This window comes from Desulfotruncus alcoholivorax DSM 16058, assembly GCF_000430885.1.
Taxonomy (GTDB): domain Bacteria; phylum Bacillota; class Desulfotomaculia; order Desulfotomaculales; family Desulfallaceae; genus Desulfotruncus; species Desulfotruncus alcoholivorax.
The window spans coordinates 1-17,839 of sequence record NZ_AUMW01000006.1 but is presented as its reverse complement, the minus strand read 5'-3'; the positions used below and the strand labels follow the sequence as shown (position 1 = coordinate 17,839).

Sequence of the window (17,839 nt, the reverse complement as noted above, 5' to 3'; positions counted from 1 at the left end):
TCATTTATTATTAATTATCTTCGCCTGCTTCCGCCAGTGCTTGAGCCTGGTAGGTCTTGAAGAAATCATCGCAGAATTCTTCCCACTCGCCCGCCGCTTCCAGGGAATCCGCATTTACACCGGCCAGCACCGGCCTGGCCAACAGGCTCTTAAGTGCTGCAGAAAACCGCTCAACTTTTTCCTGCGCTACTCCGTTCAGTGTATTTCTAACGAATTCATTTGGATCAAACCATTGGTCGGCCCGTTGCAGATCACGGTAGATTTGGGTGAGCAACACATTACGCGGGCCTTCCCATAATTCGTTAACCATGGCGTCCCTGAACAGCCGGGGCAGAGATGAAAATTCCTCCATCACCCCGTGCCCGCCAAAAATACTTAAAGCCGTGCGTATCACGTCAACAGCTTCGTAAGCGGTGGTTATTTTCTGCATTAAAATAAGTTCCCTCAGGATGAAGCGCTGCTTTAATATCTCCAACGGCTCATCCGATTTAAGCCCGGGGACAAGTTTGCGGCCCAGTTTGATATAAGTGTCATAAAGTTTAAATGCGCCTGCAATTGTTCTTTGGGAAGTATCTTCCAATGCTTTGACCTGGCGTGCCGCTAGGGGGAATTGACTGATTTTGCCGCCGAAAACGTCGCGGAAGTCACTGTACAGCCGGGCTTCCCTGGCGGCGCGCAGCATCGCCGCCCCGCTGGAAATGCCCACGGCTATGCGTGACAGGGTCAGCACGATGCCGACGGCATTGGCCACCCCTTTATCGGTGGGGCCGACGGCATAAGCGACTGCCCCGTCATAGTCGACTTCCGCCGTGGGCAATTCGCAAGTGCCCATTTTCCACTTGAGCCGGTTGATCGTATACCCGTTCCGCCGCTCTTTTTCCTTGTCGCCGGGCAGCCAGGCCGGCACTACGAATGTGCCGACTTTTTCACTGCCGGTTACCTTGGCTGTCACCACGGCATAATCGGCATGCATGGCGGAACAGAAAAATTTATTCCCGTAAAGCCTGTAATTTTTTCCGTCAGGCACGGCTTCCAGCAAGTTGGACGGGATGTCGGAGCCGCCCTGTATCTCGGACATGAACTGCGCCCCGATGCCGAAATCACCGTTAATTCCTTCTTTGCAATGCCGGAGGATCCTGTCCAGTTCAGGGATGCCGTGGTTCGGGTAATGCTCGACCAGGGCTATCAGCCCCTCGGTACAGGCCAGGGGGCACGTGACGCCAAATTCGCCAATTTGATGAATCAAGAGCCGCTTGACAAAACTTTCCCAGGGAGTTGTCCGGCTGGAGAACAACCCTTCGGAGAAAATTTCTTTTTCCAACACCGATGTTTCCAGAGGGCGAACGATGCGGTCGATCCGGTGATTGTGGGCGTCATAATGCAGCATGTGGGGGTGGACTTCGGGCCGCGCTATACCATCGGCCATGTCCCTCCACCTGAAAGATACCTTGGGAGAAAAGGCCAATAGTTTTTCGTGCAGCTGTTCCCATTCATCGCCAACATAGTTTTGAACAATCCTCTGAAGAAAAGGGTCGTCCCGGTAAAAATCAAAATTATCTCTTTGGGCCAGAAATACATCAAAATTGTAGGGATTGTTACGGTCTGGGAAACTCATGCAGCATGCTCCTTTCTTTTGAAAGAATTAACTAAATAGTTTATATATTTGGATGATAGCAAACAAAATTAATTATTGTCAACAGTATTTATATATATAAACAGTGTTTACATGGTGCTACGAATATTCCTGTTGGTATTAAGTAAAGATTGGTCTTGCTCATGGGGAGAAAAGTATTATTTGAATTGAGGACATTTGTCCTCACAAAGCGGGGTCAGACAATCACGAGATACTCCTGTAAGCTATAATTAGCAAACGGGAGGAAACCAAAACAGAGGAGAAGAAACCCATGGAAAATGAAATTCAAGACCTCATTCAGGCGAAGACAAGAGACAGCCATAACAGCCTAAATTGAATTTGGTCGGCTAGAGTACATAACGCCGTGCTCACAGTTCGAATAAAAAAAATTATTGACAGTAGCCCATTTTTGTGCTAACTTGTAAAAAATATTACATAGCAATTATTAACTATGCAATGTTGCAACTTGTATGGCGAAGGAGCCTTTTTCGGTATGAATGATGTTATTTCCGGGAAAGGCTTTTATTTTTTGTGAGATTTGTGCAGCTAATACGTAAGCTAAATAAGTATTGATGTGCTATGTTTATAGGTAAAAAATTTTATATGTGTTTTTGTGCCCCCCAGTGATATATCTCTGAAATATCATTAGTATTTTTCATTTAGGCAAGCAAAACATTAAGCAGGGCCAAGGAGCAGGGCCAAGGCAAATTATTTTAAATATTCAGACAAATACCTTTTTAATCAGGAACCATTTGTATCAGGCTCCAAAAAACGCACAGGTGTGTTGCAGCAAATCACTAATAGTTTTTAGTTATGGTGGTGGGGGTGAAAAATAAATAAAAGATAAATATTAAAATCCATCCTGAGAGATTGAATTATGGAGATCGAAAACAATGAAAAATAAAAAAAAATCTTTAACACATGATGTATATCAACAATTAAAAGATCTGATAATTTACAACAAGCTGTTACCAGGTGACATTATTACCGTTGGTGAAATGGCAGAACGATTTAATGTCAGCAAGACTCCTGTTAGAGACAGTTTAAATGCATTAAAACATGAAGGACTCGTTGAATTGTTGCCCCAAAAGGGCTTTTTAGTCAACAGGGTGGATGTAAAAGACCTGTTAGACCTGTTTCAGATGAGGATAATTCTGGAGGGTTCAGCAGCTGAAATGGCTGCTAAAAATATATCATCTGAATGGTTAAATAATTTAATAAAACTTTCCCGGGAATGTCAGGACAATCAAGAAAATACATATGCGTTTATGCGTATCAATTATGATTTTCATATGACTATAGCTAAGGGGTCGGGAAATCAGTATTTATGCAAATTTTTATCTATTGTGCTTAATCAACTGCAAAGGGTTCTTTATTCCGATTTAATCACAGGTGACCCGTCCGATATGTATAGAGAGCATCAAGAATTAGTTCAATGTATTCAAAGTCGAGATGGTGATAACGCCAGAAAAGTAGTGATAGCCCAAATTGAAGCCAGTAGAAATCGTATTATGAAAGCGATTTAATTGGAGGTTAAGAAGTGAACGTATTGTTGGAAGCAATTGAGTTAACAAAACAGTATAAAGGTTTAAAAGCTGTTTCAAACTATTCAGTTAAAATTAGTCCGGGTGAAATAAGAGGGCTTATCGGTCCGAACGGGGCCGGTAAAACCACAACCTTCAATCTTTTAACTTCAATGGTTAAAAGCACGTCGGGAAATATTTATTTTGAAGGAAAAAATATCACAGGGATAAGGGCGGATCAAATAGCTCATTTAGGGATATGCAGGACATTTCAAAATATAAGGTTGTTTAAGAACTTAACTGTTCTTGAAAATGTTTTAATCGCAGCGCAAATTAAAAAGAAATATAACTTTATGTCCGTTTTGCTTAGCTCACCTTCATTTCTTAGAGAAGAGAAGCATCTTGTGGACCAGTCCCTTGAACTTCTTGAAACAATGGGGTTAATTCACGCCAAAGACATGAAGGCACGAAACCTCCCATACGGTCAACAGAGGAAACTGGAAATTGCCCGGGCACTGGCAGTAAGACCAAAGATTCTGCTGCTTGATGAGCCGGCGGCAGGCATGAATCCGAGTGAATCAACAGAATTAATGGGTCTGATAAGGTACCTAAGGGATAAATTCGATCTAACTATTTTTTTAATTGAACATGACATGAAATTTGTTATGAACTTATGTGAAAAAATTCAGGTACTGCTATGTTACCATCGTGGCATTAAGGATGATTATTTTAGTAATGCCATTGCGAATTACTTCAAGCAGGATCTCTTTGATTACAGTGGTAATGGTTTCAACACTAAGGCTTACCACAAAGGGAAAACCATTATAATGTGAACTAAATCCATAATTGATTGGCGGAAGAACCATTAGGCCTTCGACCTGTTCGGCGACCTTTTCCGCCAACTTATTGGAAATTAGAGCATCTGTACCGAAAGGCATATGATAACCGTGATTTTCAAAAGATCCAATCCCTATGATTACTTTATCAATGTTATTGTTCATGTATTGATTACCGGTCATGTTTGTACCAATGTAACCCATATTTACCCTCCTGCTCTAACCAGCTAGTTTGGAAGAACTTCTTTAACAAACTCAAACTTACCATTATCACTTTCATTATTGTAACGCTCTTAAGCGGAACCCGACTGCCGTCTTTATAAGAAATAGTACCTGTGACTCCCTTAAACCCATCTGTCTTCAGCAAAGCATCCCGAATAGCTGTTGGGTCATCGCTGCCGGCGCGTTTAATAGCATCAGCAATTAAATACATGGTGTCATATGCCAGAGCTGCAAAAGCGTTTTCCGGTTCTTTATTATATTTACTTTTATAAGCATCAACAAATTTCGTTACGCTGCCATCTGTATTACCTAATGAAACGTGAGTGGTAAAGTAAGTATTGTTAGTCTGAGGAACCCCACCTAATTTCACCAAATCAGGAGTATCATATCCGTCACCGCCAATTACCGGAGTGTCAACTCCCATGTCACGCAGTTGTTTAACAACAAGGCCGCATTTATCGGGCTGCGCTGAAACAAAGAGGACTTTAGCCAGGCAATTAACACTTACTTCCAGAGCGTTTTATAACGATAAATTAGCACTATTCTTAAAGTTAATATGCCAGGTAGCAGGTTTTGAAAAAGCATTACCCATGAATACAGGTTCTGAGGCAGTTGAAACGGCCATTAAGGTTGCAAGAAAGTGGGGTTACCTTAAAAAAAATATTCCTGAAAATATGGGTGAGATTATTGTTTGTTATAACAACTTTCATGGTCGGACAGTGACAATTATTAGTTTTTCAACGGAAGACCAGTATAGATTCGGTTTCGGACCATATACCCCTGGTTTTAGGGCTATTCCTTTTGGAGACACCAGGGCCTTGGAGGAAGCAATTACCCCTAATACTATAGGCTTTCTAGTGGAGCCAATACAAGGTGAGGGCGGTGTGATAGTACCCCCTGGCGGTTATCTAAAGGAAATTAGGGAGGTTACCAGCAGACATAACATATTACTAATGTTAGATGAAATCCAAACCGGTCTGGGTAGAACCGGTGAAATGTTTGCCTTTCAACATGAGAGTATAGTTCCGGATATTTTAATATTAGGGAAAGCCCTCGGGGGAGGGGTATACCCTGTTTCGGCTGTTTTAGCAGATAAGGAGATAATGGATGTTTTCAATCCAGGTGACCATGGTTCGACGTTTGGTGGAAATCCTCTGGCAGCGGCAGTTGGGATTGCATCCATCGAAGTATTGCTGGAAGAGAACCTGCCGCAGAAAGCGAAAGAATTGGGAAACTACTTTTTGGAAGAATTAAAAAAATTAGATAGTCCCTACGTTAAAGAGGTACGTGGTAAAGGTTTATTAATTGGGGTGGAGATAAAACCGGAATTTGGGACTGCCCGGCCGTTTTGCGAAAAGTTAATGCCGTTGGGGATTTTATGTAAAGAAACCCACGAACAAACAATACGCTTTGCACCACCATTAATTATTACCAAGAAAGAATTAGATTGGGCCCTTGAAAAAATTAAAACGGTTTTAGGGGAAATGTAAGATGAATGTGATCATAGTGCATGGAAGTGTGGAAACCAGTTGCGATCCTCTATATCTTGATTCCCTGCAGCAAGCTGCCATTACCGGGTATGCGGAACTCGAGAAGGGTTTGATAGATGCAGTCGAGAAGACCATCATGGTACTGGAAGATGATCCTTTGTTTAATGCAGGGTTTGGTTCAGTGCTTAACCTGGACGGAGAAGTGGAAATGGACGCGGCAATTATGGATGGATTAAGCTACCGGTGTGGGGCCGTTGCTGGAATTAAAGGTGTAAGAAATCCCGTCTGCGTTGCCAGAAAAGTAATGGAAGAAACGTCCCATGTTTTACTGGTAGGGAATGGTGCCAACCGTTTTGCTGCTCAAAAAGGCTTTTTACCCTTTGACCCGGTTACAAAAGAGCAAAAACAATTCTGGGAAAAAGCTATAGCCGGTGAAATAAAAAGTTTTAGCCCATTTACGGGATTACCCAAGTCATGTGATACTGTAGGGTGTATTGCGGTATGTGACGGTAACCCTGCAGCAGCTTCCAGCACGGGCGGCTCATTTCTTAAACTCCCAGGCCGGGTCGGGGATACCCCTGTTATTGGCGGAGGAATTTACGCTTCACCTTATGGGGCAGCTGTTTGTACAGGTTTGGGAGAAGCGTTTATAAGATTACAGGGAGCCGCGTGGGCGGTAAATTTGATTTCTCAAGGAGTCTCCGTCCATGATGCGGCTAAGGCTACAATAAACCGGTTAAAATCAATCAATGCAAATGGAGGTATTTTGGTTGTAGATAATAAAGCCAACGTTGCCGCAGTTCATAATTCTAACAGTTTTCCACTTGCCCTGGTCAGAGACGGACAAGTGATTAAGGATTTTGAGGCAACAAGAATAGCTTAGTTTTTTTGGTTGACTTGGGGAGAAAAAACATGAGAGAAGGAGAAACAATGCCACATCACAATTCTTTAGAAGCAGGAATGGGAACAAAAGTTGTCTGGGCAGGTGAAGAAGAACAACGGGTCCATAGAGCTACACAGGTGCCTGTGGTAGTCAGTGTTGCTTATACCTATGACGATATGGATGAATGGTATGATGTAGCTGTTGGGAAAAAACCCGGCCACATTTACGGACGTAATACAAATCCAACAGTTCAGGCATTTGAAGATAAAGTTTGTGCTTTAGAAGGGGCAGAAGCAGCAACGAGTTTTTCCAGCGGAATGGCTGCTATCAGCAACACATTATATACATTTTTGAGGCCTGGAGACAGAGTTGTATCCATAAAGGATACCTATGGCGGAACCAATAAAATCTTTTTAGAATTTTTGCCGGCTATGAACATTGAGGTTACACTTTGTCCCACAGGGGACCATGAAGCGATTGAGGCAGAAATTAAAAAAGGTTGTAAAGTTGTATATCTTGAAACACCAACCAACCCTACAGTAAAAATAACAGATATTGAACGTGTGGCCGGGGCAGGAAAAGCTGCCGGTGCTTTAGTAGTTGTAGATAATACCTTTGCCACTCCTATAAATCAAAATCCTTTGCAGTTAGGTGCTGATTTAGTGCTGCACAGTGCAACTAAATTTTTAGGTGGACATGCTGATGCATTAGGTGGTGTGGCATGCGGAAGCAGGGAATTAGTGGAAAAGGTTTATCACTACAGGGAAATCAATGGAGCATCCCTGGATCCCTGGGCGGCGTATCTGTTACTGAGGGGGATGAAAACGTTAAAACTTAGAGTTGAGCGCCAACAACAAAGCGCAATGGCAATAGCAAAATACCTTCAAACAAAAGATGCTGTTGCGGCAGTTTATTATCCAGGCTTAGAAAATCACGTAAATCACGATGTGGCAAAGAAACAAATGCGTGGATTTGGCGGGATGCTCAGCTTTGCCTTAAAAGGTGGAATGGATGCTGTTGGAATTTTACTGCCTAAATTAAAATATGCCCACCGGGCAGCCAACCTTGGTGCTGTAGAAACAACATATGGGCCTGCCAGAACAACAAGCCATGTGGAATGTACAGCGGAAGAGCGTAAGGCAATGGGAATTCCTGACGGCTTAGTTAGAATCTCCGTAGGTATTGAAGATGTAGAGGACCTGATTAATGATTTAGAACAAGCTTTTAAACATCTCTCGTAGCAAGCTGGTCAGCTGGCGGGGGAGGAAAATTAAGTATAAATTTTGATTGCTGATTTGAGGAAGAAGTGAGGATCCATACTTAAAACAGGGGTGTTTTGATTGAGTTTGACAAATAAAACAGCCGTTGACCGGGGGCTTAGTGATAGTAAGGACAGCAATAAAGGAATAAGAATTCTTATTGTAGATGACGAAGAACGGATCAGGGAAATAATCAGAGAATATAGCAGTTTGGAGGGATACGCCATAGATGAAGCTTCAGACGGAATTGAAGCTTTAAGGTTTTTTAAACAGCATGAATATGCACTGGTTATTCTTGATGTAATGATGCCCAGGATGGATGGCTGGAGCGTTTGCAAGGAAATTAGAAAGACCTCCCAGGTTCCTGTAATCATGCTGACTGCCAGGGGGGAGGAGTATGACAAGCTGTTTGGCTTTGAACTGGGTGTGGACGATTACATTGTTAAGCCCTTTAGCCCCAAGGAACTGCTGGCCCGCATGAAAGCGATAATACGCAGAAGCTCAACGGCGGGTGAAAGCAATCAAAACAAGGACAGTATCAGTTTTGAAGGTCTTGTTATAGAATATAATTCAAGAAATGTATATGTTGACGGTAATCCAGTGAACCTTACGCCAAAAGAGTATGAATTGTTGAGCTTCTTTACTCAAAACCCGAACATGGTGTTTTCCAGGGAACAGCTGCTTAATTCTGTATGGGGTTATGATTTCACAGGTGATAATAGAACCGTGGATACTCATGTGAAAATGCTGAGGGAAAGCCTGGCTGATTATAGAAAGTTTATAGTAACTGTTTGGGGTATAGGCTATAAATTTGATACAAGAGGCAAGAAATGAAAAGTATAGCGCTTAAGCTCTGGGCCGGCATGATGGTGCTTGTTTTAATTGTATTGTTGCTGCTTTGGTTTTTCCAGATTGTTTTCCTTGAAAACTTTTATACCCGGATGCGCATATCTGAAATAAAAAAAGAAAGTATGTCCATCATTGGATTGCTTAGTAATGGAAACAAATCTGAATTTGAAGACAGGCTTAATGCCTTTGCCTTTAATAACAACCTTAGTGTGGAATTGCTGAATTCAGGCGGGAAGAATATCTATACAGCAGGCCCTGTAGGGTCAAGCGGGCATTTGCCGATGATGAATAACAGGGCCAGGGCCGAGGCTTTTCATGAGGCCCTGGTTGGCAAGCAGGTTGCAATTCCCTTAACCCACCCCCGTTTCGGTAACAAATTCATGTTGATTGGCCTACCGGTTAAAATCCCGGGGGAAATATCAGGCGTGCTGATCATCAACATGCCTTTGGCGCCGGTTGAGGATACGGCCTCGATACTAAAATGGCAGCTTTTTTATATAACTATTATCCTCCTGGCAGCTGCCCTGTTGATTTCCTACCTCATCTCCCGTAGTTTTACCCGACCCATTCTTGAAATCAAGCAGGTTTCTGAAACACTGGCTTCGGGAGACTTTTCAGCCAGGATAAAATCAAAAAAACAGGATGAGATCGGTAAGCTAGCAGAAACAATAAATTATTTGGGACAACGGCTCTCTAAAATTGAACAACTCAGGAAAGACTTGATAGCCAATGTATCTCACGAACTCCGCACTCCGTTAAGCCTGATCAAAGGGTATGCAGAAACCATACGGGATGTAACCGGGAATTCGCCGGAAAAAAGGGAAAAACACATTGCCATTATTATTGAAGAAACAGAACGCCTCAGTAGAATTGTGGACGATATTTTGAACCTTTCCCAGTTGCAGGCGGGCTATTTTGAACTCAATATAAGCCGTTTTCCGATAAAGGAAACTATCGATAACGTTGTGAAACGCTTTCACTTATTAAGTGCTAACACAGGTGTGCAAATTGTACGGCAAGGTGCCGGTGCTGCGCAGGTTGAGGCCGATGAAGCAAGAATCGGGCAGGTGCTTTTTAACCTGATTAATAATGGATTCAATCATACACCCGAAGGCGGGACAATCACAGTCAAGATGATAGATAGCCCGAACTACGTCCGGATTGAGGTATCGGACACAGGCAGCGGCATACCGGAGGAGGACCTTCCCCAAATTTGGGACAGGTTCTACAAGTCGGATAAAGCAAGGGGAAAAAGAGCAATGGGGACAGGGTTGGGACTGGCTATTGTCAAAAGCGTGCTTGAAGCCCACCAGGCTGTTTATGGTGTGGAAAGTAAAAAGGATGTTGGCACGACCTTCTGGTTTGAACTGAAAAAATAATATTTATAGCTTTCATTATTCTTTCAGGTTTCTATCAAACTTTTATCACAATTGCTCCTTAAAATAAAAACATAAGCTCAACCAAATCAAAAAAGGAGTGAAATTTTAATGAAAAACCTCAAGAAGCTTATTGCAGTAATGGCAACAGTAGGGGTGATGGGCGCGGCGGGGGCCGCTTATGCGGCAACGGTCAAGACGCCTGCGGAAATAGTATCCGGCCTGACAGGAAAAACAGTTGAGGAACTTTATGCTGAACGTTCTACAGGAAAAACCTTTGGCACCATTGCCAGTGAAGCTGGAAAACTGGACGAGTTCAAAGCCCAGATGCTGGAGCAAAAGAAGGCGGTTTTAGACCAGCGCGTGGCGGACGGCAGTCTTACACAGGAGCAGGCAGACCAAATATATAATAACATTAAAAACAACCAGGCTGCCTGTGATGGAACCGGCAATGCCGGCATCGGCGGAAAATATGGCGCAGGCTTTGGACAGGGGATTGGCATGGGAAGAGGAATGAACAGGGGACAATGGGCCGGCATAGGTGCCGGAATGAGAAACGGTGCCGGTGGTGGCATGGGATACGGAATATGCGTTAACAGGTAATAAATTGTATTTTTTAAATAACTAATGCAAATAAACCTTTTACATCAGGAGTGCCACTTTAGTGGTGCTCTTTTTTTCCATATGTACGGCTGCCACGGTTCTTTTTTAACGAAAGATACTGCTGCAACTGTGCGAGCCCTGGTAAGGGGATAAATTCTAGGCTTTTGCCATAAAGAATAAAAGGAAAACTTTAATAAGATGAAGGAAATTTTTCTTAAATGTAGAAAATTGTTAAATTGGAGTGATGCAATAAATCATTCATAGATTTTTCGTAGAAAGGTGAAATTTAATGTCTATCAGCGACGAAGTGTACTTTGAATCTATAAAAAATGTTTTCCCGCTGTTGCCTTCACTTTTTTCAGCTGACGTAGCCATGGGTCTGACTGACAAAGAAAAGTTTGTAGCAATTATTCCGGCCAAAACTTTTAGGCTTACTATTAAAGGAGATAGCGCGCTTTCAAAGGACGGTCCTTCGGCTACTGCGATGAAAACCGGGGAAAAACAGGTGAATAAGATACCAAAGGAAGTCTATGGTTTCCCCATAATTTCTTATGCCATACCGGTAATCAACGAGCACACCGGAAACACATTGGGTACAATACTTTTTGCCGTATCCCAAGAAAATGAGCAAAATCTTAAGCAAATGTATGATTCATTACAGACCTTTGCCGGGGAACTGGCCGATTCCACCGGGGAATTGGCCGGCGCATCCCAGGCATTGGCAAGCAACAGCCAGGAAATCAGCTTGGTAGTTAAAAGTGCTCAGGAGCGCATCCGAAAAACCGATGAAATCCTTCAGTACATCAAAAATGTTGCAGAAACAACAAACCTGCTGGGACTTAACGCTGCCATAGAAGCGGCAAGAGCTGGCGAACACGGCCGGGGGTTTATGGTGGTAGCTGAGGAGATAAGAAAACTGGCACAGAACAGTAAGGTATCCGCGGCTGAAATTACAAATACCTTAAAAATGATCAGAGAAGATATTGAAAATATAATTTCATCTGTAAATGATTTTGCTGCCATCAGCGAGGAACAGGCGGCCCAGACGGAACAAATTGCCGCCAGTGGCCGAAAACTGGCTGACTTGTCAGATCAGCTGAAAGATCTGGCTGAAAAGATCTTATAACTAATAAATGAGCAGAGGCAATGGAATGATTATTGACGGTCATGCCCATTCCTCTGACACGCCTTTGGTAAAGACAACCTTGGAAAGAACCTGCGAAAGGTTTATGAACTTGAAATCAGCGACTATGAAAAAGAATTAATTCTGGGAGGGAATCTCCAGAGGTTGTTAAAGCTATAACCCCTTAGTAAACGGAGACAATAGTTTAGCTTGTTAAATAGTGCTGGAGATGCTTTTATAAATATCTTATTTGTTCTGGCCAGTAAAGCCTTTGCCTAATACTTCGCTGGCATCAGAGATATACATAAACGCATTTGGATCAATGTTCAACACGATTTCCTTAAGGCGGGCCAGTTCAAAGCGGTTAATAACGCAATTTAAGACGGATTTCTGCTTTTTTAAATAAGCGCCGTGTCCTGAAAAGAAAGTCACACCGCGGTGCATCTCATTAATAATCCGGTCGGCTATGTGCGTGGTTTGCTCCGATATAATGATAACGGATTTGTTGGTGTTTAATCCTGTAATAACCGAGTCCACAACCTTACCGGCCACAAAAATGGATATTATTGTATACAAGCCGGTTTCAACGGGAAAAAACAATAAGGATATTACGATTATTATTAGGTTTGAATAGAAAGCGACCTCGCCAAGCCCGAGGTTTTTTTTCTTCCTCATTACTACTGCTATTATGTCGGTTCCCCCGGTACTGCCTTGAAATTTGAAAATGAGACCAAACCCTATTCCATTTAAAACGCCGCCAAATATAGCGACCAGCACCATATCCAATTTAGGTACGGTAATCAAGTTGCGGGTAATGGGAAGCATGGCGCTTAGGAGAATGGTTCCGGCCAGACTGTAAAATAAAAATCGCTTGTTAATTTCCCGGTATCCCCACCAGAAAATAGGGACATTAAGCACTAATATCATTATATACACAGGCGTATTGATAACATATTTAAGTATAATCGCCAAACCGGATACCCCGCCTGTAATCAGGTGGTAAGGAATAACCAGGGCGTTGATGCTTATTGCCGCTATAAATGCGCCAATGCTGATCATCAACAGGTTGACCGCGGCCCTTTTTACACCGGCAGGACTAATATTAAGTTTATGCAAATAATCCATTGCGTCAATCAAGCGTATCACTCCCAATAATAGTTGACCCCAAAGATTTCAATGCCCGCAATAATGTGATAACATGCTTGTAATATTATTTATTTCCCGTTTAAAATAGACTGACACGTTATATTTAAAATTCGCCTGGTTAAGATTTGCCATGTTCACCTATGTTCACATTTTTAACAACCATGTTAATCTTTTTTTGATCATTTTTTTTGTCTAAACAATTTGCTTCAGCCAAATAAACGCTTTTCAGATGTCTCACAGGTTTTGTTGCTTATGAGATATATTAGTTGGCATGGATCTTGCTATAATTCACTATTCATAAAAGAAGAAAGCTAATTCTCTTCCTAGCCCGCATGTCCCGGCTACTCGGTGAAATAACGCGCAGGATAAAGTGCTTTATAAAGAAAGGAGTTATAATCATGAGAACAAGGGAGCAGTACATTGAGAGGTTAGGTAAAATGAACCGTAACCTCTACTGCAATGGTGAGAAAATTGACAGGCTGGACGAGCGTCAACAACCAGCCATTAACGTTATGGCTTTGACCTTTGACGCGGCATGGGACCCGGAAAGCAAAGATCTTTGCACTGCCACGTCCCACCTTACCGGGCAAACTATCAACCGTTTCAACCACATTCACCAGAACAAGGAGGACCTGCATAAAAAGCAGGACATGACAAGGTTTTTGTGCAACAAGGTGGGGCAATGCATCCAGCGTTGCATGGGTGTTGACGCGGCCAATGCAATCAACGCCGTATCTTTCGAAGCGCAGAAGTCCCCCAAGGCCAAAACCGCCTACTATGACAACTGGTTGAAATGGCTGGAGCGCTTTCAAACTGAAGACCTCGTTGCCAGCTGCGCGCAGACCGACGTCAAGGGCGAGCGTTTAAAGCGGCCGGCCGAACAGGCCGACCCTGATATGTATGTGCACGTGGTGGAGGAACGCAGTGACGGCATTATTGTCCGCGGCTCCAAGGTCCATATCTCTGAAGCATCAATCTCTGATGAAATCCTGGTGGTACCGAACCGGGCCCTTAAAAAGGGCGAAGAAGCCTATGCGGTGTGTTTTGCGGTCCCATCGGACTATGAAGGCGTCAAGCAGGTTGTCCATATTCATAACACCCGCAAGCGCGAACATTATCAGAAGGGAATTGAAGTCGGCTATACGGATTCTTATGTGATTTTTGATGACTGCTTTGTCCCCTGGGAGCGCGTGTTCCTGTGTGGGGAAACCGTGCACGGCGGCATAGCCGCACTGCTGTTTGCGCTGTTCCACCGCCATTCTTATTCCGGCTGCAAACCCGCGATGCTTGATTATGTGATCGGTTTAGCCGCCCTGGCTGCTGAAATTAACGGCATAGAGAAAACGCCCCATGTACGCGAAATGCTGTCCAAACTGATCATGACAGGTGAGCTCGGCTACGCGGCCGGTTACACTGCATCCGACCTGGCCAAGCCCGAGGTTTACATGCCGGGCGTGGGCAATGTGCCGTATGGTCCCGGCAGCTACATCCCCCACTCCATCTACGCCAATGTTGGCAGGTGTTTGACCGGCGAGGCGGTATTCCACGAGCAAGAGATATTGTGCAATATCGCAGGTGGTTTGCCCGCGACCTTCCCATTTGAAAAGGACCTGGCCAACCCGGAAACCAAAGCCCTGCTGGAAAAATACCTCAACAGAAATCCAAAGATCCCTGTTGAGGAGCAAATCAAATTCTGGCTGAATTTCATCGATTTCGGTCTTTCAGCATCCGCGGGATCAATGCTTTACGGCGCTTACCACGGCGGCGGCTCTCCAATTATGGAGCAAATCGCTATCACCAGCCAGTACGACATTGAGTCCAAGAAGGACATTGTCAGGGAAATTGCCGGCATGAAACCAAGGCAAGGCAAGAAATAAGTTTAAAGGCAACAAAAGGCCGGCAAAACAAAGTATGTGGTTACCAAGGTATGGTAGTTAAAAGAGGAAGGCGGAATTTATCCCTCCTTCCTCTTTTTTAAATCTCACTTTGTACCCCAGTTTTTGACGACTATATTCCAGAATTTTGGTTCTTCGAAGCCTAATCTCCAGATACAGATTCCTGCAAGCTTATACTTTTTAACCAGGTCTATTTTTGTTTGCAAGGTAGATGCGTTTTCAAACCATACTTCTCTTTTCTCGCCATTTTCACCTGTATAGGAATAATAAGGTTCATTATAGCTGTTGCTCCATCTAATATTATAACCCTTCATATAGGCTCGCTGCATGATCTCCTTGGTCGGTGCTGAAAACCCGCCTGTTTTTCCCGATGGCCAGTCATAGCCATAGGTTGCTACGCCAAGGCATATCTGTGAAGGTTTAAAGCCCTGCTTGGTGGCTGTTATAATATTTTGTTCCACCCAGCTAAAAGGCGCCAGCGGCCCTGGCGGGCTTCCCGCTTGGCTGTGATCATAACACATAATAGTAACTTTATCGACGTAAGGCGCCAGGCCACCATAGTCGTACACTCCGGACATTTCCGGCGACACTCCTACGTGCGGAAGAACACACATATGGGTTTCTTTACCCATTTTCTTCAGCTGCCGGTTTAGCAGCTTCATAAATTCAGTCATTTCTTTACGATCAACCCGGAAATCTTGTTGGCCGGTTGTTGGAACAAATTCAAAATCGACATTTACACCATCATAGTTATTTTGTTTCACAACCCTCACGATGTTGGCGATGGCATTATCCCGGGCTGCCTGATTGCGTAAAACGGTATCCTGACTTGGTACCACATTGATTAAAGGCAGTATTTTAACCTTGTTTTTCCTGGCAATATTGATTGCCTCTTGATTTGGTTCTTCTTTAAGGGAACCATCTACTTTTACGTGATACCACAAAGGGTAAACTTCATTCAACACATTAGCGTGAGTTTTTAATGAAGGCAATGAATCGTAACCGGCCGGGTCATTAACGTAAAACCCGCTGACACCGGGTCGCGTTTGTAAACCGGGAAACAGTGGTTTTTTGGCTTTGCTGCAGCCTGCCAGGATAGTAAAAATAATTAAAAAAGCAGTAAGGTAAACTAATTTATTTTTTTTCACATAGTTCCACTCCTCTGAAAAGGTTTAATATTAAAATTAAAATGCCCTAAAAGTTCTTTTAAAATGTATCGCCTTGCCATAAATACCGTGGGCTGTTTCAATGCCGCCAGCGTAAAAAACGACGTTGAGCAGCGGCCTTCTATAACAAAAGAAAAATTATTAAATAAAGGAATATTTTTAAGGTTTGTAGAAAATGTGCCATTGCCATTGTTATTTGATACGCCTGTTTTGATACGATAATTGGAGGTGCTTCGGCAATGAGATTGCTTACTCGTTCTGATTTTGACGGCCTGGCTTGCGCCGCGCTATTGTTGGAACTAGATCTGGTTGACTCCTTTAAATTTGTTCACCCCAAAGATGTTCAAGATGGACTAATCGAAGTAGGTTCAAATGATATCCTGGCCAATGTACCATATGCCAAGGGTTGTGGATATTGGTTTGACCACCATAGCTCGGAAGAAGAGCGGGGGAGTCTGAAAGAACAATATCAAGGGAAATCCGCCCCTGCCCCCTCATGTGCCCGGGTTATTTACGAGTATTATGGAGGACGTGAAAAATTTGGCCCTGGTTTTGATGAACTGATGGAAGCCGTTGACAAGGCTGATTCTGCGCAATTTAGTGTGAGCGAGGTTTTGCACCCGCAGGGTTGGGTGCTGCTGGCATTTATTATGGACCCCCGGACAGGGCTCGGGCGATTCCGCCAATTTAGAATCAGCAATTACCAGCTCATGGAGAAACTGGCTAATGACATTCGCCATAAGCAAATTAATGAGATAATGGAAGACTATGACGTTAGGGAAAGAGTCGAATTGTATATGGAGCAAATGGAGTTATTTAAAAAGATGGTAAGGAAGCACTCTACAGTACATCATAACGTTCTGGTAACAGATCTTCGAAGCGTTGATCCCATTTATTCGGGGAACCGCTTTATTCCTTATGCTTTATATCCAGATGTGAATATAAGTATCTGGATCGTTGACGGCAGATTAAATAATTGCGTTTTTACCTGTGGAAAGAGTATTTTTAACAAAAGCTCCAAAGTAAATATAGGTTCGGTAATGCTTGGTTACGGTGGCGGCGGCCATGAGAATGTTGGGACCTGCCAGGTTCCTTACGAGCGGTTTGACGAAACGTATAAAGATTTGCTTCAAAAATTTAAGGATTAAGATCCTTTCACCCTAATCAATTGCCTTTACCAGCTTGTGCAGGTAAAGGCTTTTTTGTTTTCAGGAACAAATCAAATATTTAATTTTCATATTTCTGAGCTCTTTTTTTGAAATATATAATAGACGTAGTCATTCATAAAGTTAAGGGAGTGTTAGATAGCATGATAATACGAAATGCCTGCCAAAATGATTTACCTGCAATAGTAGATATTTATAATTCTACTATACCTTCCAGAATGGTTACCGCTGATACGAGCCCGGTAACTGTTGCAAGCAAGGTGGCCTGGTTCCACGAGCACGAGCCCGAAAAACGCCCTATCTGGGTAATGGAGGGAGTGTGAATATTTTCGTGTAAATGGTTAAGATAAAACTGGGGTTAATTAGAAACAGCCAGGCAGCCCTTTACATGGAGAGAGGCCTGTGTTAGCCTATTTGGGCGGGAGGCCAACGCACAGCGTGGACTCCCCGCGGCCTCCTGGAAACACAGGCCTGGAGGCTCCATGTCAAGGGCTGCCGTCGGTTAATCGCCAGGCTAACTTATATGGCCAACTCAGTTTCCAATCTATCCCCAAAATATATGGCGAACTGTGAGATGCAGTTCTTCCAGTCTTTAACAGGCATGGTCCACTTTTTGGCTGCTTCAACGGTGGCCAGGTAAATAATCTTTTTCAAGGCATCATCAGTCGG

At 43.3% G+C, this 17,839-nt stretch carries 16 protein-coding genes and 2 pseudogenes; 12 read left to right on the top strand and 6 right to left on the bottom strand.

The genetic code is table 11. From position 1 onward, the window contains the following. Positions 1 to 10: 10 nt before the first annotated feature. Positions 11 to 1,615 carry an acyl-CoA dehydrogenase family protein gene (locus H569_RS0103615; protein ID WP_027363878.1) on the bottom strand — a complete coding sequence of 535 codons (1,605 nt, stop codon included), beginning with the start codon at positions 1,613 to 1,615 and terminating at the stop codon, positions 11 to 13. Positions 1,616 to 2,526: 911 nt separating this feature from the next. On the opposite strand from H569_RS0103615, the gene H569_RS0103610 reads away from it, so the two are divergent. Together H569_RS0103610 and H569_RS23550 are read left to right on the top strand one after the other, a co-directional pair. Next, entirely contained in the window at positions 2,527 to 3,159 is a 633-nt protein-coding gene (locus H569_RS0103610; RefSeq protein ID WP_027363877.1) for a GntR family transcriptional regulator, read from the top strand. A 14-nt stretch (positions 3,160 to 3,173) separates the two neighbouring features. Next, a pseudogene (locus tag H569_RS23550) lies at positions 3,174 to 3,701 on the top strand (ABC transporter ATP-binding protein); the annotation flags it as partial. Positions 3,702 to 3,851: 150 nt separating this feature from the next. Here H569_RS23550 and H569_RS23545 read toward each other — a convergent pair. Both H569_RS23545 and H569_RS19070 read right to left on the bottom strand, forming a co-directional pair. Continuing rightward, the gene (locus tag H569_RS23545) at positions 3,852 to 4,094 is read right to left on the bottom strand and encodes a creatininase family protein (protein ID WP_407638023.1); all 243 of its coding nucleotides are present in this window, start codon (positions 4,092 to 4,094) and stop codon (positions 3,852 to 3,854) included. A 70-nt stretch (positions 4,095 to 4,164) separates the two neighbouring features. After that, positions 4,165 to 4,647 carry an ABC transporter substrate-binding protein gene (locus H569_RS19070; RefSeq protein ID WP_238492459.1) on the bottom strand — a complete coding sequence of 161 codons (483 nt, stop codon included), beginning with the start codon at positions 4,645 to 4,647 and terminating at the stop codon, positions 4,165 to 4,167. Here H569_RS19070 and rocD point away from each other — a divergent pair. The 7 genes from rocD to H569_RS23470 all read left to right on the top strand — a co-directional run bounded on the left by rocD (position 4,637) and on the right by H569_RS23470 (position 11,800). Continuing rightward, positions 4,637 to 5,704, top strand: a complete 1,068-nt coding sequence (gene rocD / locus H569_RS19065; RefSeq protein WP_081410860.1) for an ornithine--oxo-acid transaminase — start codon at positions 4,637 to 4,639, stop codon at positions 5,702 to 5,704. The two genes, H569_RS19070 and rocD, sit on opposite strands and share 11 nt — an antisense overlap. A gap of 1 nt (position 5,705) precedes the next feature. Continuing rightward, positions 5,706 to 6,587, top strand: coding sequence for an isoaspartyl peptidase/L-asparaginase family protein (locus tag H569_RS0103590; RefSeq protein ID WP_027363875.1), 882 nt, complete (start codon positions 5,706 to 5,708; stop codon positions 6,585 to 6,587). Between the two features lie 29 nt (positions 6,588 to 6,616). Further along, positions 6,617 to 7,828, top strand: a complete 1,212-nt coding sequence (locus tag H569_RS0103585; protein ID WP_207637516.1) for a cystathionine gamma-synthase family protein — start codon at positions 6,617 to 6,619, stop codon at positions 7,826 to 7,828. Between the two features lie 99 nt (positions 7,829 to 7,927). Next, a complete protein-coding gene (locus H569_RS0103580; protein ID WP_309294769.1) occupies positions 7,928 to 8,680 on the top strand; it encodes a response regulator transcription factor in 753 nt (250 codons plus the stop codon). After that, entirely contained in the window at positions 8,677 to 10,074 is a 1,398-nt protein-coding gene (locus H569_RS19060; protein WP_027363872.1) for a sensor histidine kinase, read from the top strand. Before H569_RS0103580 ends, H569_RS19060 begins: the two co-directional genes overlap by 4 nt. A 108-nt stretch (positions 10,075 to 10,182) precedes the next feature. Next, the gene (locus H569_RS0103570) at positions 10,183 to 10,674 is read left to right on the top strand and encodes a DUF2680 domain-containing protein (RefSeq protein ID WP_027363871.1); all 492 of its coding nucleotides are present in this window, start codon (positions 10,183 to 10,185) and stop codon (positions 10,672 to 10,674) included. A gap of 289 nt (positions 10,675 to 10,963) precedes the next feature. Then, positions 10,964 to 11,800 (top strand): methyl-accepting chemotaxis protein, encoded by an 837-nt coding sequence (locus H569_RS23470; protein WP_027363870.1) that lies wholly within the window; start codon positions 10,964 to 10,966, stop codon positions 11,798 to 11,800. Between the two features lie 243 nt (positions 11,801 to 12,043). On the opposite strand, the gene H569_RS0103560 is transcribed toward H569_RS23470, so the two are convergent. Continuing rightward, positions 12,044 to 12,934: a YitT family protein gene (locus tag H569_RS0103560; protein ID WP_238492455.1), complete on the bottom strand. Its 891-nt coding sequence runs from the start codon at positions 12,932 to 12,934 to the stop codon at positions 12,044 to 12,046. A 407-nt stretch (positions 12,935 to 13,341) separates the two neighbouring features. Here H569_RS0103560 and H569_RS0103555 point away from each other — a divergent pair, with 407 nt between their 5' ends. After that, on the top strand, positions 13,342 to 14,820 hold the full coding sequence (locus tag H569_RS0103555; RefSeq protein ID WP_027363868.1) for a 4-hydroxyphenylacetate 3-hydroxylase family protein: 1,479 nt from the start codon (positions 13,342 to 13,344) through the stop codon (positions 14,818 to 14,820). A 104-nt stretch (positions 14,821 to 14,924) separates the two neighbouring features. Here the strand turns inward: H569_RS0103555 and H569_RS0103550 are convergent, their stop codons facing one another. Next, a complete protein-coding gene (locus H569_RS0103550) occupies positions 14,925 to 15,986 on the bottom strand; it encodes a glycosyl hydrolase family 18 protein (protein WP_027363867.1) in 1,062 nt (353 codons plus the stop codon). 257 nt (positions 15,987 to 16,243) lie between these two features. On the opposite strand from H569_RS0103550, the gene H569_RS0103540 reads away from it, so the two are divergent. Together H569_RS0103540 and H569_RS0103535 are read left to right on the top strand one after the other, a co-directional pair. Continuing rightward, complete coding sequence (locus tag H569_RS0103540; RefSeq protein ID WP_027363866.1) at positions 16,244 to 17,152, top strand: hypothetical protein; 909 nt, start codon at positions 16,244 to 16,246, stop codon at positions 17,150 to 17,152. Positions 17,153 to 17,313: 161 nt separating this feature from the next. Continuing rightward, complete coding sequence (locus tag H569_RS0103535; RefSeq protein ID WP_027363865.1) at positions 17,314 to 17,493, top strand: GNAT family N-acetyltransferase; 180 nt, start codon at positions 17,314 to 17,316, stop codon at positions 17,491 to 17,493. Between the two features lie 196 nt (positions 17,494 to 17,689). Here H569_RS0103535 and H569_RS22130 read toward each other — a convergent pair. Next, positions 17,690 to 17,839, bottom strand: a pseudogene (locus H569_RS22130) (IS256 family transposase); the annotation flags it as partial.